Raw genomic sequence first — 21,537 nt, 5'->3', positions numbered from 1 at the left:
CCGCACTTGACCATCTGTTCGAGGCTTTCGGGCGGCCAATGCGCTTGGTGTGAGAGGCCCCCCCCACCTACAATCGCGGCTTGCCCCGTCCATCTGCCCGGGACGGGGGTCTTTGTGTCCTTCTCATTCATGGGCAGTCCTCTTGGGACCTAGATGAATTCTTCCGATACCGGTTTCCTGTCGACCCTCTGGGGCGGCCTTGTGGACTTTCTCTCCAACGGCCTGATGGGCCTGGCTTGGTGGCAGACGATGCTGGTGGCATTGCTGCTCACGCACGTCACCATCGCCAGCGTCACGATCTACCTGCACCGCCATTCGGCGCACCGGTCCCTGGACCTGCACCCGATCGCGTCGCATTTCTTCCGTTTCTGGCTCTGGATGACGACCGGCATGGTCACCAAGGAGTGGACGGCCATCCACCGCAAACACCACGCCAAGTGCGAGCACGAGGGCGATCCCCACAGCCCGCACATCTTCGGCATCAAGAAGGTGTTCTGGGAAGGCGCCGAGCTCTACCGAGCCGAGGCCAAGAACGCCGAGACCATGGAGCGTTTCGGCCACAACACGCCCAACGACTGGATCGAGCGCAACGTGTACACCCGCCATTCGGCGCTGGGTGTGAGCCTCATGCTCATCCTGGACGTGGCGCTGTTCGGCGCGCTCGGTCTGACCGTCTGGGCGATCCAGATGGCATGGATCCCCATCACTGCGGCCGGCATCATCAACGGCATTGGCCACTGGTGGGGTTACCGCAACTTCGAGGCCACCGACGGCAGCACCAACGTGTCGCCCTGGGGCATCATCATTGGTGGCGAAGAACTGCACAACAACCACCACACCTACCCGACGTCGGCCAAGCTGTCGGTCAAGCCTTACGAGTTCGACATCGGCTGGATGTACATCCGTGGTCTGTCGGCGCTGGGCCTGGCCACGGTGAAGAAGGTTCCGCCAAAGATGGCCTTCGGCGATGTGCGACCGGTGGCCGACGAGAAGACGCTTGAAGCCATCATCGCCAACCGTTACGAGGTGATGGCAGGCTACGCGCGCGAGCTGCGCGAAGCCTGCAAAAACGAAATTGCCACGCTCAAGGCCCGTCAGGCCGACGCCTCGGTGCTCAAGGCGGCCAAGCGCTGGTTGCACCGCGACGACGACAAGGTGCCTACGGCGGTCAAGCCGCAACTGGCCCAGGCCCGTGCCGAGCACCCGGTGCTCGACAAGATGGTCACCATGCGCGAAGAGTTGCGGGCGCTCTGGTCGAGCACCAATGCCACGCGTGAGCAACTGGCCGCCGATCTGCAGGCTTGGTGCCGTCGCGCCGAAGAGAGCGGCATTGCGGCGTTGCGCGACTTCTCGGTTCGCTTGCGCTCGGCACACGCCTGAGAACGCCAGGTCAATGAAACGCTGTTGCCCTACGGGGCAGCAGCCCAAAAAAAAAGCCCGCGGCAGCGGGCTTTTTTGTCGGGCAAGTGTTGCTCTTACTTGAGCTTCACTTCCTTGTAATCCACGTGCTTGCGGGCGACGGGGTCGAACTTCTTGAAGAGCAGCTTGTCGGGCGTGGTCTTCTTGTTCTTGTTGGTGGTGTAGAAATGGCCGGTGCCCGCTGTGGACTCCAGCTTGATTTTTTCGCGGCCGCCTTTGGTTGCCATGGTGGTTCTCCTTAAGCCTGGCCGTTGGCGCGCATGTCGGCCAGAACGACGTCGATGCCTTTCTTGTCGATCAGGCGCAGGGCAGCGCCCGAGACGCGCAAACGAACCCAGCGGTTCTCGCTCTCGACCCAGAAACGGCGGTATTGCAGGTTCGGCAAGAACCGGCGCTTGGTTTTGTTGTTGGCGTGGGAAACGTTGTTCCCGACCTGGGGCTTCTTGCCCGTGACGTCGCAGACGCGTGCCATGAGGACACTCCGATCCATTCACTCGGCTGTTCGCAGCGGGTCGCAGAAGGATTTCCGCGACTGGCGTTCAGCCTCACCTCGCCAGTTAAGGGTGGCGGTAACCCGGGGATCGCGGTTTGCCAGGCGAAGGCCCGGCATTCAGCAAAGCCCGCGATTATAGCCATAACCGCGAAGTCTGGGAAATCAATCCGCCTGCTGCTCCAGGAAGCGCTGCGCGTCGAGTGCGGCCATGCAGCCGGTGCCGGCGCTGGTAATGGCCTGGCGATAGACGTGGTCCTGGACGTCGCCTGCGGCAAAAACCCCCGGAACGCTGGTCATGGTGGCCATGCCACTCAACCCGGATTTGGTGACGATGTAGCCATCCTTCATCTCGAGCTGGCCCTGAAAGATTTCGGTGTTGGGCTGGTGCCCGATCGCAATGAAGCAGCCCTGCAGTTTCACGTCTTCGGTGGCGCCGCTCTGGGTGTCCTTGAGACGAATGCCAGTGACGCCGGTGTCGTCGCCCAGCACTTCATCCAGCGCCTTGAACAACTTGAGTTCGATCTTGCCTTCCTTGACCTTCTCCATCACCTTGTCGACCAGGATCGGTTCGGCGCGGAACTTGTCGCGTCGGTGCACGAGGTAGACCTTGCTGGCGATGTTCGACAGGTACAGCGCTTCTTCGACAGCGGTGTTGCCACCGCCGACAACGCAGGTGGTCTGACCACGGTAAAAAAAGCCGTCACAGGTAGCGCACGCGCTCACGCCCTTGCCCATGAAGGCTTCTTCAGAGGGCAGGCCAAGGTACTTGGCCGATGCGCCGGTGGCGATGATGAGCGCATCGCAGCTGTATTGGCCGTTGTCGCCCGTGAGCACGAACGGGCGCTTGGAGAAGTCGACCTTGTTGATGTGGTCGAACACGATCTCGGTCTTGAAACGCTCTGCATGTTGCTGAAAGCGCTGCATCAGATCCGGGCCCTGAACACCGTGCACATCGGCCGGCCAGTTGTCCACTTCGGTGGTGGTCATCAGCTGGCCGCCTTGCGCGATGCCGGTGATCAGCAGGGGGTCGAGGTTGGCGCGCGCGGCGTAGACAGCGGCGGTGTAGCCGGCAGGGCCGGAGCCCAGGATCAGGACTTTCGCGTGTTTCATGCTCGTGAGTCCCATCAAAAAATGGGGCAATTGGTTTAGAGTCGCAGGGGTATATGGGGTTAACCGGCGCGATAGTCAACGGCGCATGCAGTGCGTCGATGGGTTTGGCCGGAATTGTAGGGACGCGGGCCCGCTTCGCCGCGAACGTCTTGGAATACACGCATGTCCATCCTGTCCAATCTCGACCTGATTCGCCGCGTACCGTTGTTTTCCACACTCACGCAGGCGCAGGCCGAATCGGTGGCAGACGCGGTGGTCAAGCGGCGCTACAAGCGCGGCGAATGCATCGTCGAGCAGGGCAAGAAGTCCAACTGCCTGGCCATCGTATTGACGGGGCGCGCACGGGTGGTCACCACCGACAGCCGGGGCCGCGAGGTCATCCTGGCCACCATGAACCCCGGCGACTACGTGGGTGAGATGAGCCTGATTGACAACCAGCCACACTCGGCCACGGTGCGTGCCGAAGTCCAGACCGACGTGCTCATCCTGGGGCGCAACGAATTTGCCCGCTGCCTGCCTGAAAACTCCTCAATGGCCTACGCGGTGATGCGTGGTCTGGTGCAGCGCTTGCGCCAGGCCGATCGCAAGATCGAATCGCTGGCCTTGCTGGACGTCTATGGGCGTGTGGCCCGCGCGCTGCTCGAGCAGGCCCAGCCAGGGCGCGATGGCCAACTCATGATTCGCGAACGCGTGTCGCGCCAGGACGTGGCCAAGATGATCGGGGCTTCGCGCGAGATGGTGAGCCGGGTCATGAAAGACCTTGAGGACCGGGGCTTCATCGAGGTCAGCGAAGACGGCGCCACGATCATCAAGGAGCGCCTCAACACCCTGGGGTGAGGGCGGTTTGCGCCGGCGGCTGCGGTAAGCTTGCGCTTGCTAACCGCTGGTCATGACGTATTCATTGAACACCCTCAACGCCGATCGCCGCGACGCGCCTGCGGTCAGTGGCATCGCGCGCTTTGCGCAGGAAATCGGGCTGGTGCTGGGCGCCGCGGCGCTCGCCTTCTGGTTGCTGGCTTTGCTCAGCCATTCCCTGGCGGACCCGGCGTGGAGCACCACCGGATCCCGGGCCGAGGTGGGCAATTGGGCCGGTCGGCTGGGTGCGCTGGTGGCCGACGCAAGCTACTATCTGTTCGGATTCACGGTCTGGTGGGCCTTCGCTGCGGGTGTGCGTGTGTGGCTGTCAGCGCTGGCACGCTGGCTGAGAGGCACCGCAGCCACGCCCGAGGGTGCGCGTTGGTGGCAACGCCCCATGGGTCGCAGGGCGGTGTTCTGGCTTGGTCTGGTGGCGTTGTTGTCGGTCAGTGCAGCGCTGGAGTGGAGCCGCCTCTACAGGCTGGAGTCCTTGTTGCCGGGGCATGCGGGTGGGGTGCTCGGCCATGCGCTGGGGCCGCTGGCACAACGGTGGTTGGGTTTCACGGGGTCGGCGCTGGCGCTGCTGGCGCTGTTGCTGGCCTGTTTGCCGCTGGTGTTTCGCTTTTCCTGGGGGCACTGGGCCGAGGTGATGGGACAGACCGTCTATGGCTGGTTCGAATCCCGTCGGGAAAAGCGCGAGGAACTGGAAGACGAACGCATCGGGCGACAGGCCGCGCGCGAGCGCGAAGAGGTGGTTCACACCGAGCGGGTCGAGATCGAAGAACACCACCCGGTGCCGGTGGTCATCGAGCCGACGATGGTCGAGGTGCCCAAGAGCGAGCGTGTGGCCAAGGAACGCCAGAAGCCGCTGTTCACCGAGTTGCCCGACAGCAAGCTGCCCCAGGTCGATCTGCTTGACGCTGCGCCGGGTCAGCAGACCACGGTCGATGCGCAGACGCTGGAGATGACCAGCCGCCTGATCGAAAAGAAGCTCAAGGACTTTGGCGTGGATGTGCGCGTCGTGGCCGCCGCGCCCGGTCCTGTGATTACCCGCTACGAGATCGAGCCGGCCACGGGCGTCAAAGGTTCGCAGATCGTCAACCTCAGTCGCGACCTCGCCCGTTCGCTGTCGCTGGTGTCCATCCGGGTGATCGAGACCATCCCGGGCAAGAACCTCATGGCGCTGGAACTGCCCAACGCCAAGCGCCAGACGATTCGCCTGTCGGAGATCCTGGGGTCGCAGGTCTACAACGACGCCAGGTCGTTGTTGACCATTGGCCTGGGCAAGGACATTGGTGGTCTGCCGGTGGTGGCCGACCTCGCCAAGATGCCGCATTGTCTGGTGGCGGGCACTACGGGATCGGGCAAGTCGGTGGGCATCAACGCGATGATCCTGTCGCTGCTGTACAAGGCCGACCCCAAGGATGTGCGCCTGCTGCTCATCGACCCGAAGATGCTCGAGATGAGCGTGTACGAGGGCATACCGCATCTGCTGGCACCGGTCGTCACCGACATGAAGCACGCGGCCAACGGACTGAACTGGTGCGTGGCCGAGATGGAGAAGCGCTACAAGCTCATGAGCAAGATGGGCGTACGCAACCTGGCGGGCTTCAACACCAAGATCGACGAAGCCAAGGCGCGCGGCGAGTCCATCGGCAATCCGTTCTCGCTGACGCCCGAGCAGCCCGAGCCGCTGGATCGCCTGCCCTACATCGTGGTCGTGATCGACGAACTGGCCGACCTGATGATGGTGGTCGGCAAGAAGATCGAAGAACTGATTGCACGCCTGGCGCAGAAAGCCCGCGCGGCCGGCATCCACCTCATCCTGGCCACGCAACGCCCCAGCGTCGACGTGATCACGGGCCTGATCAAGGCCAACATCCCCACCCGCATCGCGTTTCAGGTCAGCAGCAAAATCGACAGCCGCACCATCCTCGACCAGATGGGGGCGGAAAGCCTGCTGGGCATGGGCGACATGCTGTACCTGCCGTCCGGCACCGGTTTTCCCACGCGTGTGCACGGCGCCTTCGTCAGTGACGATGAGGTCCACCGGGTGGTGGGCTACCTCAAGGAGCAAGGCGAGGCCGACTACATCGACGGCGTGCTCGATGGCGGCGCCGGTGACGGGGAGGGCGGTGACATCTTCGGCGAGGGCGGCGATGCCGGTGGCGAAAAGGACCCGCTCTACGATCAGGCGGTCGCCATTGTGCTGCAGGACCGCAAGGCCAGCATCTCCTACGTGCAGCGCAAGCTCAAGATTGGCTACAACCGCGCCGCGCGCCTGCTGGAAGACATGGAGAACGCGGGCCTGGTGAGCGCGCTCACCAGCAGTGGTCAGCGCGACATCCTCGTGGGTGGACGGCCCGAATGAGCGAATCTGCAACTTCCGTCGGGTGCGGGGCTCTCATGGTGATGTGGATGCGATCGACCGCCCTTTCGCTGGTGATGCTCTGGGGTGTGGTGGCACCGGCCCATGCCGACGGCTTGCAGGCGCTCGAGACCTTTCTGCGCGAATCCAACAGCGCCAGCGCCGAGTTCACGCAGGTGGTGACCTCGCCCAAGCGCGCGGACGAGACGAAAGCCCGACAAAAGACCAGCCGGGGCCGCTTCGCCTTTCAGCGCCCCGACCGTTTCCGCTTCGACTACCTCAAGCCTTTCGAGCAGGTGATCGTGGCCGATGGCCAGCAGCTCTGGCTCTACGACGTGGACCTCAACCAGGTCACGGTGCGGCGCCAGCAGGACGCGCTGGGCAGCACACCGGCGGCCATCATCGCTTCGTCGGCCGACCTGAAGGCCTTGCGCGAGAGTTTTGAACTGAAGTCGGCTCCGGAGCGCGATGGCCTCCAGTGGGTGGAAGCGGTGCCGCGCCAGCGAGATGGGCAACTTCGCAAGGTGCGGCTGGGCTTTTCGGGCAACCGCCTGGCTGCCCTGGACATCGAGGATGGCCTCGGGCAACTGTCGGCCCTGCGATTCACCCAATGGCAGAGCAACCCGGCGCTGACCGGCAACGAGTTTCGTTTCACCCCGCCCGCGGGTGCCGACGTGATCCGGCCCTGAGGGCCGCGCGCGCGTTTGAACACCGCCACACACGTCCCATTGGCCGAGCGGCTGCGCCCGCGCACGCTGGGCGAGGTCATCGGCCAGCAGCATCTGCTGGGTGAGGGCATGGCGCTTCGACTGGCCTTCGAGTCCGGTCAGCCGCACAGTTGCATCCTTTGGGGCCCACCTGGTGTTGGCAAGACCACCATCGCCCGGCTGATGGCCGATGCCTTCGACGCGCAGTTCATCACCATCAGCGCGGTGTTGGGTGGCGTCAAGGACATCCGCGAAGCGGTGGAGCGCGCCGAAGCCGCGCGCGATGGCCTGCATGCCCAGCGCACGATCGTCTTCGTCGACGAGGTGCATCGATTCAACAAGAGCCAGCAGGACGCCTTCCTGCCCCACGTCGAGAGCGGCCTGTTCACCTTCATCGGCGCCACCACCGAGAACCCGTCGTTCGAGGTCAATTCGGCGCTGTTGTCGCGCGCGGCCGTGTATGTGCTGCAGTCGCTCACCGACGACGACCTTCGTGCCATCGTGGCCAAGGCGCAGGCCATCCAGGCGGTGCCAGCCATCGACGAAGCCGCCATCGCGCGACTGGTCGGCTACGCCGACGGCGACGCTCGGCGCCTGCTCAACACGCTGGAGACGCTGGCTGTGGCCGCTGGCCGCGAGAAGCTCGACCGCATCGACGACGCCTGGCTGCTGCGTGTGTTGGGCGAGCGCATGCGCCGCTACGACAAGGGCGGCGATCAGTTCTACGACACCATCAGCGCGCTGCACAAATCGGTGCGCGGCTCTGACCCCGACGCCGCCTTGTACTGGTTTGTTCGCATGCTCGATGGCGGCGCAGACCCGCGCTACCTCGCGCGCCGCCTCATCCGCATGGCCGCGGAGGACATCGGCCTGGCCGATCCCCGCGCCTTGCGGCTGGCGCTCGACGCGGCCGAGGTCTATGAGCGCCTGGGGTCGCCCGAAGGTGAACTGGCGCTGGCCGAGTGCGTGGTGTTCCTGGCCATGGCGCCCAAGTCCAACGCCGTCTACAAGGCCTTCAACGAAGCGCGCGCCCTGGTCAAACGCGAGGGCTCCCGACCCGTGCCCCTGCATCTGCGCAACGCGCCGACCCAGCTCATGAAGGATCTGGACCATGGCAAGGGCTATCGGTACGCACACGACGAGGTCGGTGGCGTGGCAGCGGGCGAAAACTATTGGCCAACGGGCATGACGCCCGCTGAGCTCTACCGACCGGTCGAGCGCGGTCTCGAAATCCGCATCGCGGAGCGCTTGCGCGAGCTGCGCCGACTCAACCATCAGAATTCCTGATACGGTCGCAGACCGACTGATGGGAGTGCCTCTGCACCGGGTTTTCCCTTGAGTTTCTGGGGCGTCAGCCCATGGGACCCCATACTCCCCCTCGCTACAATCGCCCACCACCAACCCGCCCCCGGCCTGCACCCAGGCCGCATCTGGCGGGTTTTTTGCTAGGTTGAACGGGGCGGTGAACACTCCCCGCCGGTCACGAACACGGAGAACCTTTCATGGAAGTCTTGCTACAGCAGATCCTCAACGGACTGGTGCTGGGCAGCATGTATGCCCTGGTCGCCCTGGGCTACACGATGGTGTACGGCATCATCGGCCTCATCAACTTCGCCCACGGCGATGTCCTCATGGTGGGTGCGCTCACCAGCTGGACCATCATCACGGGCATGCGCGAAGCTTCGCCGGACATGGCGGGCTGGATGATCCTCATCATTGCCACCGTCATCGCCATGGTGGTGTGCGCCGCGCTCAACTTCACCATCGAGAAGCTGGCCTATCGGCCGCTGCGCAACTCGCCCAGATTGGCCCCGCTCATCACTGCCATCGGCGTCTCGCTGCTATTGCAGACGCTGGCGATGATCATCTGGAAGCCCAACCCCAAGTCCTACCCGTCGATGCTCTCGCGCGAGCCGATCGAGTTCTTCGGGGCGGTGTTGTCCATCACCCAAATCGCCATCCTGGCCACGACGGTGATCGTGCTGGCGCTGCTGATGTGGCTGGTCAACCGCACGGACCTGGGTCGCGCCATGCGCGCCACCGCCGAGAACCCGCGTGTGGCCGCACTCATGGGCATCCGTCCCGACGTGGTCATTTCGGCCACCTTCATCATCGGCGCCATGCTGGCGGCCATCGCCGGCATCATGTGGGCGTCCAACTACGGCACGGTGCAGCACGCCATGGGCTTCATGCCCGGCCTCAAGGCCTTCGTGGCGGCGGTCATGGGCGGCATCGGCAACCTGGCCGGCGCCGTGGTCGGCGGTGTGGCGCTGGGGCTCATCGAGTCGCTCGGCGCGGGCTACCTGGGCAAGCTCACTGGCGGGTTCCTGGGCAGCCAGTACACCGACATCTTCGCCTTCATCGTGCTGGCCATCGTGCTGACGCTGCGTCCGTCGGGTCTGCTCGGCGAGCGTGTGGCCGATCGCGCCTGAGTTCACAGGGAGAACCGCCATGTCGAACTCGAAATCCATCAAGCTGATCGCCTTTGCGGTCGTCGCCGTGCTGATGCTGGTGCTGCCGCTGGCGCTGCAGGCCACCGGCAGCAACTCCTGGGTGCGCATCGTCGATGTCGCACTGCTTTACGTGCTGCTGGCCCTGGGCCTGAACATCGTGGTGGGCTACGCCGGCCTGCTCGATCTGGGCTTCATCGCCTTCTTCGCCGTGGGGTCCTACCTCTACGGCCTGCTCGCATCGCCGCACCTGACCGAAACCTTCGCCTGGGTGGCTGCCACCTTCCCGAACGGTCTGCACATGAACTTCTGGCTGGTGATGATCATTGCCGGTTGCGTGGCGGGCATGACCGGGTTGGTGCTGGGCGCGCCCGTGCTCAAGCTGCGGGGCGACTACCTTGCCATCGTCACGCTGGGCTTCGGTGAGATCGTGCGCATCTTCATGCTCAACCTCGACCGTCCGATCAACATCACCAACGGGCCCAAGGGCCTGAGCAACATCGACGCAGTGAGCGTGTTCGGGCATCGCATGAGCCAGAGCCTGGACATCTCGATCGGTGGGTTCAGCTACACCTTCCAGTCGGTCACGATGTACTACTACCTCATCCTGTTCTTCGTGGTGGTGGCCATCGTCATCGCCTACCGGCTGCAGGACTCACGCATCGGCCGCGCCTGGATGGCCATTCGCGAAGACGAGATTGCTGCCAAGGCCATGGGCCTGAATACGCGCAACCTCAAGCTGGCCGCATTCGGCATGAGCGCCACGTTTGGCGGCGTGGCCGGCGTGCTGTTCGCCTCGTTCATGCGCGGCGTGTACCCCGAGTCCTTCATCCTGATGGAGTCGGTGATGATCGTGGCCATGGTGGTGCTGGGTGGCCTGGGCCACATCCCGGGTGTCATCCTGGGGGCGTTGGTGCTGGCCGGTCTGCCCGAGTTGCTTCGCCACGTGGCGGGCCCGCTCACCGAACTCACCGACGGGCGCCTGGGCCCCGAAATCCTTCGTCAGCTGCTGATCGCGCTGGCCATGATCGTCATCATGCTGCTGCGTCCCAAGGGCTTGTGGCCCGCGCCGGAACACGGCAAGTCCCTGAGTGCGAAGTGAGGGCCACAGCATGAGCGAAACCATTCTCAAAGTCGCCAACGTCTCCAAGCGCTTTGGCGGTCTGCAAGCCCTCAGTGACGTGGGCATCGAAATCCACCGCGGTCAGGTCTACGGGCTGATCGGCCCCAACGGTGCCGGCAAGACGACGTTCTTCAACGTGCTGACCGGTCTGTACACGCCTGACAGCGGCTCGTTCGAGCTGGCCGGCAAGCCCTACACGCCCACGGCCGTGCACGAAGTGGCCAAGGCCGGCATCGCGCGCACCTTCCAGAACATCCGGCTGTTTGCCGAGATGACCGCGCTGGAGAACGTGATGGTGGGGCGCCACATCCGCACCCACTCGGGCCTGCTGGGCGCGATCTTCCGTGCCCCCGGCTTCAAGCGCGAGGAGCGCGAAATCGCCGAGCGCGCGCAGGAGTTGCTCGACTACGTGGGCATCGGCAAGTTCGCCGACTTCAAGTCACGCACGCTGAGCTACGGCGACCAGCGCCGCCTGGAAATTGCCCGCGCCCTGGCCACCGACCCGCAGCTGATTGCGCTGGACGAACCGGCGGCCGGCATGAACGCCACCGAGAAGGTGCAACTGCGTGAGCTGATCGACCGCATCCGCAACGACAACCGCACCATCCTGTTGATCGAGCACGACGTGAAGCTCGTCATGGGTCTGTGTGACCGGGTGACCGTGCTCGACTACGGCAAGCAGCTCTCGACCGGTACGCCGGCCGAGGTGCAGAAGGACCCCAAGGTGATCGAGGCCTACCTCGGCACCGGCGGGCATTGAGCAGGAGACCCACATGGCAAACACGCTTCTCAAAGTCAAAGGGCTGAAGGTCTCCTACGGCGGCATCAAAGCCGTCAAAGGCATCGATCTCGAAGTCAACGAAGGTGAGCTGATCACCCTCATCGGCTCCAACGGCGCCGGCAAGACCACCACCATGAAGGCCATCACCGGCTCGCTGTCCATGGAAGACGGCGACGTCGAGTACATGGGTCAGAGCATCCGGGGCAAAGGTGCCTGGGACCTGGTCAAGCAGGGCCTGGCCATGGTGCCGGAAGGCCGCGGTGTCTTCACCCGCATGACCATCACCGAAAACCTGCAGATGGGCGCCTACGTGCGCAAGGACAAGCCCAAGGTGGCCGACGACATCGAGCGCATGTTCGGCATCTTCCCGCGCCTGAAAGAACGCAAGGACCAGCTGGCCGGCACCATGAGCGGCGGTGAGCAGCAGATGCTGGCCATGGCCCGGGCCCTGATGAGCCAGCCCAAGGTGCTGCTGCTCGACGAGCCGTCCATGGGCTTGTCGCCAATCATGGTCGACAAGATCTTCGAGGTGGTACGTGATGTGTCGGCGCAGGGCGTGACCATTCTGCTGGTTGAGCAGAACGCCAGCCGGGCGCTGCAGATCGCCAACCGCGGCTACGTCATGGACTCCGGCGAAATCATCATGACCGGCGAGGCCAAGCAGATGCTGACCGACCCGAAAGTGCGGGCCGCCTACCTCGGCGAATAAGCCTTTGAACGGGCGCTTTGCGCCCAAACCTACAATCGCGGGTTGCGCGCCACGCTGGCGCCCGACCCGCTTTTCATTTTCATGAGCCAGACCCACACCCCCGACACCGCGGCGCCCGTGGCGCAAGACGACAACCAGCTGATCGCCGAACGGCGCGAGAAGCTCAAGGGATTGCGCGAAGCCCAGGCCCGCGGCGAAGGGGTGGCCTTCCCGAACGACTTCAAGCCGGGCAACACGGCGGCCGAACTCATGGTCGCCCACGCCGAGGCGACCAAGGAAGCCCTGGAGGCCAACCCGGTGCGTGCCAGTGTGGCCGGGCGGATGATGCTCAAGCGCGTCATGGGCAAGGCCAGTTTCGCGACGCTGCAGGACGCCTCGCTCGGCCCCAGCGGTGGTCGAATCCAGATCTATATCAACAACGACAGCGTGGGCGAGGCGCAGCACGCTGCCTTCAAGCATTGGGACCTGGGCGACATCGTGGCCGCCGAGGGCACCCTGTTTCGCACCCGCACGGGCGAGCTCACCATCCATGTCGATCGCATCCGCTTGCTGACCAAGAGCCTGCGCCCCTTGCCCGACAAGTTCCATGGCGTGCACGACCAGGAGATCAAGTACCGCCAGCGCTACGTCGACCTGATGACCGATGAAGGCGCGCGCCGCCGCTTTGTTACCCGCAGCCAGGCCGTCACTGCGCTGCGCCAGTTCATGGTGTCGCACGGCTTCCTCGAAGTCGAGACGCCCATGCTGCACCCCATCCCCGGTGGGGCCAATGCCAAGCCCTTCATCACGCACCACAACGCGCTCGATCAGGAAATGTTCCTGCGCATCGCGCCCGAGCTCTACCTCAAGCGCCTGCTGGTCGGGGGCTTCGACCGGGTGTTCGAAATCAACCGCAACTTCCGCAATGAAGGCATCTCGGTGCGTCACAACCCCGAGTTCACCATGATGGAGTTCTACGCGGCGTACTGGAACTACCGCGACCTCATGGACTTTTGCGAGCAGCTCATTCGTCACGTGGTGCGCGCCGTGCGCGGCGACGGCGAAGTGAGCTACCAGGGGCGCGCGGTGGACATTGATTCGCCGTTCGAGCGGCTCACGATCCGCGATGCCATCGTGAAGTACACCGATGCGGGCGCGAATGTCGACGATGCCGAGTGGCTGCGTGCGCAACTGCGCAAGCTGGGGTTGACCGAAGAGAAGAACCAGCTGGCCGCGCGCAGCGTGGCCTCGCTGCAGGTGCTGTACTTTGAAGAGAAGGTGGAAGACCAGCTATGGAACCCCACCTTCATCATGGACCACCCGACCGAGATTTCGCCCCTGGCCCGTGCGAACGACGCACAGCCCGAGATCACTGAGCGCTTTGAGCTCTACATCACCGGGCGCGAGTTCGGCAATGCCTTCTCCGAGCTCAATGACGCCGAAGACCAGGCGGCCCGGTTCCAGGCCCAGGTCGATGCCAAGGACGGCGGCGACGACGAAGCCATGCATTTCGATGCGGATTACGTGCGCGCCCTGGAGTACGGCATGCCGCCTGCGGGTGGCTGCGGCATCGGCATCGACCGCCTCATGATGCTGCTGACCGACAGCCCCAGCATCCGCGACGTCATCCTGTTCCCGGCTTTGCGTCGCGAAGTCTGACGCGCGCGGTCAGAAGTTGAGTTTGAGGATGGCCTTGCGCGCGTCCTCGCTCAGCGCCAGCATGCCCTGGCGCATCCACTCGATGTGCGCATTGGCGTCCTGATCGAGCTCGTTGAGGGTGTCGGGGACCATCGCCACCACGATCTTCAAACGCAAGGTTGCGCCCACAGGCAGGCGCTCGGAGGGGCGCAGGCCGTCCGCCACCAGGGCCGTGGCGGTGGACAGCGCCTGGGCCGGCTTCACCGGGCCTTCCATCAGCAGGGCAAAGCTGTTGTCGTCCACGCGCGCTGCCGTGTCCACGTCGCGCGCCTGCGAGCGCAGCTGCGAGGCCGCAATCACCAGCGCCCGGTCGGCGATTTCGCGGCCATGGGTCTGCAGAAACTCATGGTGGTTGTCGAGGTGGATCAGCAGCAGGGCGCTTCGGTGCCCATAACGCGTCGCGCGCACCAGGCTGTGGTGCAGGCGCACCAGGAAGTGGTGGCGGTGGGTGAGGCCGGTCAGGGGTTCGGTGCGGGCCAGCGCACGGGCCCGCGCCTGGGCCTCGTGCAGTTGTTGCGAGCGTTGCAGCAAAGCGTAGATCAGGATGGGCGCTTCGAGGGTCGCGGCAAGCACCATGCCGTACTGCGACAGGAAGCCTGAGGAGAGGAGGTTGAAGTTGCGCAGCACGGGCAGGGCGCTGGCCAGCAGCACCGGCACCATGCCGACACCGATCAGGCGCACCCACGTCTCGCTCTGGCGCAGTGCTGCCCAGACCATGGCCGCCACCAGGCCCAGCGCCAGCGCCCCCATGGCGGTGTTGACCTGAAGGCTCAGTGCGCTGGGCAGCACCACGTCCCAGGCGGTGGTGGCCAGCCAGATGGGCGCCAGCAGCCAGCAAAGGCGCTCCAGCGTGAGCCCGATGCGTCTGGGATGCAGCGCCAGCCGCACGAACATGATGGCCGCCACGCCCATCAGTGGCAGCAGAACGTACTCCGCCAGTTGGTTCCAGCGCGCCTGGCCGGGCCACAGAAACTGGCCGCCGACGCCCAGCGAGGCGGCGAGACTGAGGCCCAGCAACCCGGTGTAGATCGCGTAGCCCGCAAAGGCGGCATCGCGAAACACGGCCATGTTGGCCAGGGCGATCAGGGTCAACAGGGCGGTCATGCCGAAGTAGGCGCCCAGACCAAACTGCTGGTGAATGCGCAGTTCTCGCAGCCGGTTGTGGTTGTGGATCAGCAGCTCGCCCGAGAAGGGCACCCGGGCGTGCTCGATGCGGACCCAGTAGCGCACGGTTTCGTCCGCGCGAGGTTCCAGGCCGAACACCGGATAGCGGTCGGGGTTGTCCCATTGCTCAACCGGCAACCGGTCGCCGGCGTTCTGCACGCGCCAGCGTCCCATGGCATCGCGGTGGTACAGGGTGATCAGGTCGGTGCCCGAACGCGCGAGTTCAAGCTCCCAGTGCGCCCCCAGGTCGCGCATCTGCACGTCGAACCGGATCCACAGCGCGGCGCCATCGGGCAGGCGCACCCGTTGCCCAGTCTGGCGCGGCGAAAACGCCAGCGCGTTCGGCTCGTTGGCCAGGCGCTCGATATCGAGCGAGCCATCGGGGTCGATGGCCTGCTCGCTGCGCCCGTCGAGCGAAACGGTGCGTACCTCATCGTCGAGCACGATCACCGAGGGCGATCCGTCCGCGGGCTCGGGTGGGGGGGTGATTTGTGCCAGCAGCAGCGGCGGGCAGAACAGCAAGAGCAGGGCGGTGCCTGCCGTGGCGAAGCGGTGTCGCCAGATACGCGGGAATGTCATGTTGGGCGCGATTGTGCAGTCGCGCCAAAGGGCATACGCCCCGATCGGTCAGGCGTAGGCGGCCAGTGCCTTGCGCATCTTCTTCATGGCCGCCACTTCGATCTGACGGATGCGCTCGGCGCTGACGCCGTACTCGGCCGCCAGCTCGTGCAGCGTCATGCCACCCGAGCCGTCGTCGTTCACCTTCAGCCAGCGCTCGCTCACGATGCGGCGCGAGCGATCATCGAGCTCGCCCATGGCCTGGGCAATGCCTTCGGTGGCGAGGTGGTCGCGCTGGGCCGATTCGATCATGGCGGTGGGCTCGTGTGCCCGGTCGGCCAGGTAGGCGATCGGGCCGAAGGCGTCTTCGCCGTCGTCGCCGGGCGTCGGGTCCAGAACCACATCGCCGCCCGCCAGGCGCGTTTCCATCTCGCGCACTTCCTCGGGTTTGACGTTGAGTTCGCGGGCCATCAGGCCGATCTCGGCGTCGCTCAACACCTCGCGGTGGGTGTCGCCATCGGCGGCGGCTTCGGCGCGCAGGCCCTGCTTGCGCGAGCGCAGGTTGAAGAACAGCTTGCGCTGGGCCTTGGTCGTGGCCAGCTTGACCATGCGCCAGTTCTTCAGGATGTATTCGTGGATCTCGGCCTTGATCCAGTGGATGGCGTAGCTGACCAGGCGCACCCCTTGCTCGGGGTCGAAGCGCTTGACGGCCTTCATCAGGCCCACGTTGCCTTCCTGGATGAGGTCGCCATGCGGCAGGCCATAGCCCAGGTACTGGCGCGAGATCGACACCACCAGGCGCAGGTGCGACATGACCAAGCGGCCAGCGGCGTCGAGGTCGTTGTGATCGCGCAGGCGCCGCGCCGCATCCTGTTCCTCGTCGAGGCTGAGCATGGGCATGCGGTTGACGGCGGAGATGTAGGCATCCAGGTTGCCCAGGGGTGGCAGCGTCAGGGCGCGGCTCGACCACGCGCCGGCGGTGGCCAGGGTGGCGGACGGGGCGTTCACAACGGCAAGCGACTGGGACATGGATGACCTCCTCGGGTAATCGGCTGGTGATATTAGCACTCGCTTGGAGGGAGTGCTAAGTCAGAAGTTCCATGGCCGTTTACTGGGCATGGGCGGTGGTTTGGTGGGGGCGTCAGCCCGGGCGGCCCAGCACCGCCACCTGTATTTCGGTTCGAACCCGAAACCCCAGCTGCTTGTACAGAGAGATCGCCGCCCGGTTGGTCGACCAGGCGTGGAGATAGGGCTGCTCCCCCCTGGCCTGGATGACCGCCGCCACCGTTGCCGACAACCGCCGCGCCAGGCCGCGGCCGCGGTGGTCCGGGTGGGTGCAGACGCCGCTGACCTCGGTGAAGCCGGGCTGGCGCAGGCGTTCGCCCGCCATGGCGGCCAGTCCGTTGGGCGTTCGTACCCCAAGGAAGCGCCCCATGGTGTGGGTGCGGGCGAGAAACGGGCCGGGTTCGGTCAGCCGGGCCAGGGCCAGCATGTCGGCGGCGTCGGCATCCTGGAGTACCTCCCAGGCCGCCGTGTCGTCGCCTCGCCCAACCAGGGGCCGCAGGTCCTGCTCGGCCAGCATCTGCACCCCGGTGGCCGATTTCAGCAGCGTCAACCCGGGTGGCACTGCGATGGTGCCCACTTGCGCCAGGTACAGCTGCTCCCCCGGCGCCACCAGGGCCGCCAGCGCTGCCAGCGACTCGGGGGTGTCGTCGCGCGAGGCACCGAAGAGGTTGACTGTCGGCAACAGGCGTCTGGCCAGGTCACCGCCTTCGCTCAGCGGTGCCAGTGATGTGCTCAGGCTGGCCCAGACGGGGCGGTCAAGCGGGTGCATGGGTGGCTCCCTCGGTGGTCTGGTGTTGGCGGGTCGCCAGGTCCTGGGCATCCAGCGCCTGCTCGAGGGCATCCAGGTGGCCCAGCAAGGCCTCGCCCTGGCCGGCGCAGGCGTCGGTGACGGCCGCACGGATCGCGGCCCAGGCGGTGGCTTCGGCCAGGGCCACGTAGCTGCGGCCGGCCTCGGTCAGGCGCATGCGGCGCAACCGCAAGTCCTCGCCGCCCTGCCAGGCCTGAACCAGCCCGGCGGCCTGCAGATTGCCCAATTGCCGGGTCACGCCCGGCTGACTGACGCCCAGCGCCTGTACCAGCTCGCCAACGCTCAGGGCGTCGGCCCGCGCCAACGCGGCCAGCAAGGGCTGGTGGGATGCCGGCACGCCCAGCCCCTGGGCGTCGAGCAACACCTGCGTCTGGCCCTGCAAACGCTCACCCAGGCGTTTGAGCCGACTGCCCAGCGTCAGCAGGCCCAGTTCCTTGACGATGTCCGTTGACATAAGCATCTCACTGATTCAATGCAGTGATATATACCATGTTATTTAAATGCTGAATATCAACCCGTTCGCACACGGGCACGGGGTCCGGATAGAGTCCGGGCATCGCCACGCCCGCCACGCGGGCAGGCTTTTCATCCGACCACCATGCAACTCCTCATCCTCGGTTTGCTGCTGTTTCTGGGCATTCACTCGGTGTCGATCATGGCGCCCCGCGGGCGGGACGCGCTGGCCCAGCGCCTGGGGGAGGGCGCCTGGAAAGGGCTGTACACCCTGGTGGCACTGGCCGGGTTCGGCTTGATCGTCGCCGGCTACAGCGCCGCACGTCAGGACCCCGTGCTGCTGTGGACGCCGCCGGCGGCCATGCGCCATGTAGCCGCCACCCTGATGCTGCCTGTGTTCGTGCTGCTGCTGGCGGCCTACCTGCCCGGGCGCATTCAACGGGCCACCAGACACCCCATGCTGGTGGCGACCAAGCTGTGGGCGCTGGCGCATCTGCTCGCCAACGGCACCCTGGCCGATGTGCTGCTGTTTGGCGGCTTTCTGGTGTGGGCGGTGGCCGACCGCATTTCGATCAAACGCCGTGAGGCCGCCGGCCTGGGTCGATCGGTCCGTGCGGCGTCACCCAGGGCGTCCAACGATGCGATCGCCGTGGTGGGCGGCCTCGTGCTGTACGCCGTCTTCGCCTTCTGGGCGCATGGCTTCCTGATCGGTGTTCGTCCGTTTGGGTGACGGGTGAGGGAACTGGCGGCGGTGGTGCGCATTCACACCCGCCATGGCCACCCTGCACTCGAGCCCACCATGACCCCAACGCACGCGATCTCCCGTTCCCTGTCTTTCGCCGCGCTGGTGCTTGTGCAAGGGGCGGTGGCCTGGGCACAGGCACCGCGGATCGAGCCGCAGGTGCTGGCCAGCGGCTTGCAGAACCCCTGGGGCCTGGCTTTCATCGGCGAGGGCCGCATGCTGGTGAGCGAGCGCCCCGGGCGGCTGCGGGTGGTCGAGGCCGATGGCCGCCTGGGACCACCGGTTGCCGGTGTGCCGGACGTTGACGCGGTGGGCCAGGGGGGCCTGCTCGATGTGGTCGCCGACCGGGACTTTGCCAACAACCGGCGGGTCCACCTGTGCTTCAGCGAACCCGGCCTGGGCGGCAATTCAACGGCCATGGCCAGCGCGCGGCTGTCGGACGATCGAACACGGCTGGAGGGCGTGCGGGTGGTGTTCAGCCAGAAGCCCAAGGTGGCGAGCCGATTGCACTTTGGCTGCCGCATCGTGCAGGCCGGCGATGGCAACTTCTTCCTCACCCTGGGCGACCGCTACAGCCGCATGCAGGACGCGCAGACCCTGGACAACCACCTGGGCAAGGTGGTGCGGGTGCGCGCCGACGGCACGGCACCAAGCGACAACCCCTTTGTCGCTCGCGCCGGGGCTCTGCCGGAGATCTGGAGCTATGGACACCGCAACGTGCAGGGGGCAGCCCTCGGCCCCGATGGCACCCTGTGGACGATCGAGCACGGGCCGCAGGGCGGCGACGAGCTCAACCACCCGCGGGCCGGGGTGAACCATGGCTGGCCGGTCATCACCTACGGCGAAAACTATGGTGGCGGGCGCATCGGCGACGGCATCACGCGCAAGGACGGCATGGCGCAACCGGTCCAGTACTGGGTGCCATCGATCGCGCCCTCGGGTCTGGCCTGGCTGCGCAGCGACCGCTACGGCGCCGACTGGCAGGGGAGCCTGTTCACCGGCTCGCTCAAGTTCCGCTACCTGGTGCGCATGCAACTCGACGGTGAGCGGGTGGTGCGCGAGGAGAAGCTGCTCACCGATCTGGGCCAGCGCATCCGTGATGTGCGCGAGGGCCCGGACGGGCTGCTGTACCTGCTGACCGACGCCAGCGACGGCCAGCTCATCCGGCTGCAGCCGCGCTGAACCTGGGTCTGGCCTTTGGGTGTGTAAGCCCCGCGCGTGCGGGTTCGCGCGGCTGCTCGCACAATGCGGCCTGTTCTGCCAGAGGAGACCCCAGATGAACGCGCCCACCCCGACCGCGGCCACCCAGCCGCGCCTGACCAGCCTGTCGCACGGCGGCGGCTGCGGCTGCAAGATCGCCCCGGGCGTGCTCAGCGAGATCCTCAAGGGCACCGCGGCCATGCCGATTCCCGAGGCCCTCATGGTCGGCATCGAGACCTCGGACGACGCCGCGGTCTACCGCCTCAACGATGAGCAGGCGCTGATCGCGACGACCGACTTCTTCATGCCCATCGTCGATGACCCGTTCGAGTTCGGCCGCATCGCCGCCACCAACGCCATCAGCGACGTCTACGCCATGGGCGGCACGCCCATCATGGCGCTGGCCATCGTGGGCATGCCCGTCAACGTGCTCAGCCCACAGACTATCGGCCGCATCCTCGAGGGGGGGCAGGCCGTGTGCCGGGCAGCGGGCATTCCGGTGGCGGGCGGACACACCATCGACTCGGTGGAGCCGATATATGGTCTCGTGGCCATGGGCCTGGTGCATCCCGATCGCGTCAAGCGCAACGCCGACGCGAAGGTCGGGGACCGTCTCGTGCTGGGCAAGCCGCTCGGCGTGGGCGTGCTGTCGGCGGCGCTCAAGAAGGAGCGCCTGGACCCCGAGGGTTATGCGCAGATGATCGCCACCACCACGCGCCTGAACACACCGGGCCCCGATCTGGCGGCGCTGCCTGGCGTGCACGCGCTGACCGACGTCACCGGCTTCGGCCTCGCCGGCCACGCGCTGGAGATGGCGCGCGGCGCGGGCGTGCAGGTGCGGCTTGACTGGTCCAGAGTGCCCTTGCTGGCTGGCGTGCGCGAGCTGGCGGCCGCTGGTGTGGTGACCGGCGCATCGGGGCGCAACTGGGCCGCCTATGGCCACCAGGTGCGCATGGACGCCGCGCTGCAGGCGTCCGATCAGGCCCTGCTCAGTGACCCGCAGACCAGTGGCGGCCTGCTGGTGTCCTGCAGCGAGGACACGGTAGCGCAGGTGCTCGAAACCTTCGCGCGGCACGGTTTTGCCGATGCGGTCGAGATCGGCACGGTCGTCGGGCCGGCGGCCGACGGCATTCACCTGCACGTCGCTTGAGGCAGACCATGACCCAGGTATCCATCCTCATCTTCGACATCTTCGGCACCGTGGTCGACTGGCACGGCAGCATCGTGCGCGAGGTGTCTGCCTTGTACCCGCAGGTCGATGCCGACGCCTTTGCGCTGGCCTGGCGCGGCGGCTACCAGCCCGCCATGCAGCGCGTGCGCAGCGGCGAACTCGGCTGGACGCGCATCGACGACCTGCACCGCATGATCCTCGATCAGATCCTGCCGCGCTTCGGCCTGGAGCACCTGAGCGAGGTCGAGCGCGCGCACCTCAACCGCGTGTGGCACCGCCTGGACGCCTGGCCCGACAGCGTGGCCGGGCTCACGCGGCTCAAGCAGCGCTTCACCATCAGCTCGCTGTCCAACGGCAACATCGGCCTGCTCACCAACATGGCCAAGCGCGCCGGCCTGCCCTGGGACTGCGTTTTGTCGGCCGAGGTGTTTCGTGCCTACAAGCCCGACCCGCGCACCTACCTGGGCGTCGCCGAGGTGTTCGACGTGACGCCGGGCGAGGTCATGCTGGTGGCCGCCCATCAGGACGACCTGGCCGCCGCACGCGCCTGCGGTCTGGCCACGGCCTACATCGAGCGGCCGTTCGAATTCGGCCAGGCGCATCCCAAGGATGTGTCGCCCGATGCGGCCAACACCTGGCACGCGCGCGACCTGCAGCACCTGGCCGATCAGCTCGGCTGCTGAA

Annotated in this window: 21 protein-coding genes; 14 read left to right on the top strand and 7 right to left on the bottom strand. The window is 65.9% G+C overall.

Annotation, left to right across the window (positions count from 1 at the left end; all coding sequences use genetic code 11):
• Positions 1-153 precede the first annotated feature (153 nt).
• Positions 154-1,380 (top strand): fatty acid desaturase, encoded by a 1,227-nt coding sequence (locus KF871_RS13055; protein WP_291143080.1) that lies wholly within the window; start codon positions 154-156, stop codon positions 1,378-1,380.
• 95 nt (positions 1,381-1,475) lie between these two features.
• On the opposite strand, the gene rpmG is transcribed toward KF871_RS13055, so the two are convergent.
• The 3 genes from rpmG to trxB all read right to left on the bottom strand — a co-directional run bounded on the left by rpmG (position 1,476) and on the right by trxB (position 3,022).
• A complete protein-coding gene (gene rpmG, locus KF871_RS13050) occupies positions 1,476-1,646 on the bottom strand; it encodes a 50S ribosomal protein L33 (protein WP_251710571.1) in 171 nt (56 codons plus the stop codon).
• A gap of 11 nt (positions 1,647-1,657) precedes the next feature.
• Entirely contained in the window at positions 1,658-1,891 is a 234-nt protein-coding gene (gene rpmB / locus KF871_RS13045; protein ID WP_070400609.1) for a 50S ribosomal protein L28, read from the bottom strand.
• A gap of 183 nt (positions 1,892-2,074) precedes the next feature.
• On the bottom strand, positions 2,075-3,022 hold the full coding sequence (gene trxB / locus KF871_RS13040) for a thioredoxin-disulfide reductase (RefSeq protein WP_291143076.1): 948 nt from the start codon (positions 3,020-3,022) through the stop codon (positions 2,075-2,077).
• 162 nt (positions 3,023-3,184) lie between these two features.
• Here trxB and KF871_RS13035 point away from each other — a divergent pair, with 162 nt between their 5' ends.
• The 9 genes from KF871_RS13035 to lysS all read left to right on the top strand — a co-directional run bounded on the left by KF871_RS13035 (position 3,185) and on the right by lysS (position 13,653).
• Entirely contained in the window at positions 3,185-3,859 is a 675-nt protein-coding gene (locus tag KF871_RS13035) for a Crp/Fnr family transcriptional regulator (protein WP_291143073.1), read from the top strand.
• 52 nt (positions 3,860-3,911) lie between these two features.
• Positions 3,912-6,248, top strand: coding sequence for a DNA translocase FtsK (locus KF871_RS13030; RefSeq protein WP_291143071.1), 2,337 nt, complete (start codon positions 3,912-3,914; stop codon positions 6,246-6,248).
• Between the two features lie 47 nt (positions 6,249-6,295).
• Complete coding sequence (gene lolA, locus KF871_RS13025; RefSeq protein ID WP_291143067.1) at positions 6,296-6,934, top strand: outer membrane lipoprotein chaperone LolA; 639 nt, start codon at positions 6,296-6,298, stop codon at positions 6,932-6,934.
• A gap of 15 nt (positions 6,935-6,949) precedes the next feature.
• Positions 6,950-8,239 (top strand): replication-associated recombination protein A, encoded by a 1,290-nt coding sequence (locus KF871_RS13020; protein WP_291143064.1) that lies wholly within the window; start codon positions 6,950-6,952, stop codon positions 8,237-8,239.
• Positions 8,240-8,454: 215 nt separating this feature from the next.
• Positions 8,455-9,384, top strand: a complete 930-nt coding sequence (locus KF871_RS13015; protein WP_291143061.1) for a branched-chain amino acid ABC transporter permease — start codon at positions 8,455-8,457, stop codon at positions 9,382-9,384.
• A 19-nt stretch (positions 9,385-9,403) separates the two neighbouring features.
• Complete coding sequence (locus KF871_RS13010; RefSeq protein WP_291143059.1) at positions 9,404-10,504, top strand: ABC transporter ATP-binding protein; 1,101 nt, start codon at positions 9,404-9,406, stop codon at positions 10,502-10,504.
• 10 nt (positions 10,505-10,514) lie between these two features.
• Positions 10,515-11,285 carry an ABC transporter ATP-binding protein gene (locus tag KF871_RS13005; RefSeq protein ID WP_291143055.1) on the top strand — a complete coding sequence of 257 codons (771 nt, stop codon included), beginning with the start codon at positions 10,515-10,517 and terminating at the stop codon, positions 11,283-11,285.
• A 13-nt stretch (positions 11,286-11,298) separates the two neighbouring features.
• The gene (locus tag KF871_RS13000; RefSeq protein WP_291143052.1) at positions 11,299-12,015 is read left to right on the top strand and encodes an ABC transporter ATP-binding protein; all 717 of its coding nucleotides are present in this window, start codon (positions 11,299-11,301) and stop codon (positions 12,013-12,015) included.
• Between the two features lie 81 nt (positions 12,016-12,096).
• On the top strand, positions 12,097-13,653 hold the full coding sequence (gene lysS, locus KF871_RS12995) for a lysine--tRNA ligase (RefSeq protein WP_291143050.1): 1,557 nt from the start codon (positions 12,097-12,099) through the stop codon (positions 13,651-13,653).
• Positions 13,654-13,662: 9 nt separating this feature from the next.
• Here lysS and KF871_RS12990 read toward each other — a convergent pair whose 3' ends face one another.
• The 4 genes from KF871_RS12990 to KF871_RS12975 all read right to left on the bottom strand — a co-directional run bounded on the left by KF871_RS12990 (position 13,663) and on the right by KF871_RS12975 (position 17,741).
• Positions 13,663-15,435: a 7TM diverse intracellular signaling domain-containing protein gene (locus KF871_RS12990; protein ID WP_291143048.1), complete on the bottom strand. Its 1,773-nt coding sequence runs from the start codon at positions 15,433-15,435 to the stop codon at positions 13,663-13,665.
• Between the two features lie 48 nt (positions 15,436-15,483).
• Complete coding sequence (gene rpoH / locus KF871_RS12985; protein ID WP_291143046.1) at positions 15,484-16,443, bottom strand: RNA polymerase sigma factor RpoH; 960 nt, start codon at positions 16,441-16,443, stop codon at positions 15,484-15,486.
• Between the two features lie 112 nt (positions 16,444-16,555).
• On the bottom strand, positions 16,556-17,248 hold the full coding sequence (locus KF871_RS12980) for a GNAT family N-acetyltransferase (protein ID WP_291143044.1): 693 nt from the start codon (positions 17,246-17,248) through the stop codon (positions 16,556-16,558).
• Positions 17,235-17,741 carry a MarR family transcriptional regulator gene (locus KF871_RS12975; RefSeq protein ID WP_291143042.1) on the bottom strand — a complete coding sequence of 169 codons (507 nt, stop codon included), beginning with the start codon at positions 17,739-17,741 and terminating at the stop codon, positions 17,235-17,237. Before KF871_RS12975 ends, KF871_RS12980 begins: the two co-directional genes overlap by 14 nt.
• Positions 17,742-17,885: 144 nt before the next feature.
• On the opposite strand from KF871_RS12975, the gene KF871_RS12970 reads away from it, so the two are divergent.
• From KF871_RS12970 to KF871_RS12955, 4 genes are all read left to right on the top strand, one after another.
• Positions 17,886-18,470 (top strand): NnrU family protein, encoded by a 585-nt coding sequence (locus tag KF871_RS12970; RefSeq protein WP_291143040.1) that lies wholly within the window; start codon positions 17,886-17,888, stop codon positions 18,468-18,470.
• Between the two features lie 69 nt (positions 18,471-18,539).
• A complete protein-coding gene (locus KF871_RS12965; protein ID WP_291143039.1) occupies positions 18,540-19,664 on the top strand; it encodes a PQQ-dependent sugar dehydrogenase in 1,125 nt (374 codons plus the stop codon).
• A gap of 94 nt (positions 19,665-19,758) precedes the next feature.
• Entirely contained in the window at positions 19,759-20,832 is a 1,074-nt protein-coding gene (gene selD, locus KF871_RS12960; RefSeq protein ID WP_291143037.1) for a selenide, water dikinase SelD, read from the top strand.
• A gap of 8 nt (positions 20,833-20,840) precedes the next feature.
• Positions 20,841-21,536 (top strand): haloacid dehalogenase type II, encoded by a 696-nt coding sequence (locus tag KF871_RS12955; RefSeq protein WP_291143035.1) that lies wholly within the window; start codon positions 20,841-20,843, stop codon positions 21,534-21,536.
• Position 21,537 lies beyond the last annotated feature (1 nt).

The organism is Hydrogenophaga sp. (assembly GCF_019635465.1).
GTDB lineage: Bacteria > Pseudomonadota > Gammaproteobacteria > Burkholderiales > Burkholderiaceae_C > Hydrogenophaga.
The sequence above is the reverse complement of the archived record's forward strand: the minus strand, read 5'-3'. Positions and strand labels throughout refer to the sequence as shown.

Coding starts and splice junctions, on each gene's coding strand:
- KF871_RS13055 (WP_291143080.1), top strand. CDS start 154: ATGAATTCTTCCGATACCGGTTTCCTGTCGACCCTCTGGGGCGGCCTT.
- selD (WP_291143037.1), top strand. CDS start 19,759: ATGAACGCGCCCACCCCGACCGCGGCCACCCAGCCGCGCCTGACCAGC.
- KF871_RS12955 (WP_291143035.1), top strand. CDS start 20,841: ATGACCCAGGTATCCATCCTCATCTTCGACATCTTCGGCACCGTGGTC.
- lysS (WP_291143050.1), top strand. CDS start 12,097: ATGAGCCAGACCCACACCCCCGACACCGCGGCGCCCGTGGCGCAAGAC.
- KF871_RS13000 (WP_291143052.1), top strand. CDS start 11,299: ATGGCAAACACGCTTCTCAAAGTCAAAGGGCTGAAGGTCTCCTACGGC.
- KF871_RS12990 (WP_291143048.1), bottom strand. CDS start 15,435: ATGACATTCCCGCGTATCTGGCGACACCGCTTCGCCACGGCAGGCACC.
- KF871_RS13035 (WP_291143073.1), top strand. CDS start 3,185: ATGTCCATCCTGTCCAATCTCGACCTGATTCGCCGCGTACCGTTGTTT.
- KF871_RS13030 (WP_291143071.1), top strand. CDS start 3,912: ATGACGTATTCATTGAACACCCTCAACGCCGATCGCCGCGACGCGCCT.
- KF871_RS12975 (WP_291143042.1), bottom strand. CDS start 17,741: ATGTCAACGGACATCGTCAAGGAACTGGGCCTGCTGACGCTGGGCAGT.
- KF871_RS13005 (WP_291143055.1), top strand. CDS start 10,515: ATGAGCGAAACCATTCTCAAAGTCGCCAACGTCTCCAAGCGCTTTGGC.
- KF871_RS12965 (WP_291143039.1), top strand. CDS start 18,540: ATGACCCCAACGCACGCGATCTCCCGTTCCCTGTCTTTCGCCGCGCTG.
- KF871_RS12970 (WP_291143040.1), top strand. CDS start 17,886: ATGCAACTCCTCATCCTCGGTTTGCTGCTGTTTCTGGGCATTCACTCG.
- KF871_RS13010 (WP_291143059.1), top strand. CDS start 9,404: ATGTCGAACTCGAAATCCATCAAGCTGATCGCCTTTGCGGTCGTCGCC.
- trxB (WP_291143076.1), bottom strand. CDS start 3,022: ATGAAACACGCGAAAGTCCTGATCCTGGGCTCCGGCCCTGCCGGCTAC.
- KF871_RS12980 (WP_291143044.1), bottom strand. CDS start 17,248: ATGCACCCGCTTGACCGCCCCGTCTGGGCCAGCCTGAGCACATCACTG.
- rpmB (WP_070400609.1), bottom strand. CDS start 1,891: ATGGCACGCGTCTGCGACGTCACGGGCAAGAAGCCCCAGGTCGGGAAC.
- rpmG (WP_251710571.1), bottom strand. CDS start 1,646: ATGGCAACCAAAGGCGGCCGCGAAAAAATCAAGCTGGAGTCCACAGCG.
- rpoH (WP_291143046.1), bottom strand. CDS start 16,443: ATGTCCCAGTCGCTTGCCGTTGTGAACGCCCCGTCCGCCACCCTGGCC.
- KF871_RS13015 (WP_291143061.1), top strand. CDS start 8,455: ATGGAAGTCTTGCTACAGCAGATCCTCAACGGACTGGTGCTGGGCAGC.
- lolA (WP_291143067.1), top strand. CDS start 6,296: ATGCGATCGACCGCCCTTTCGCTGGTGATGCTCTGGGGTGTGGTGGCA.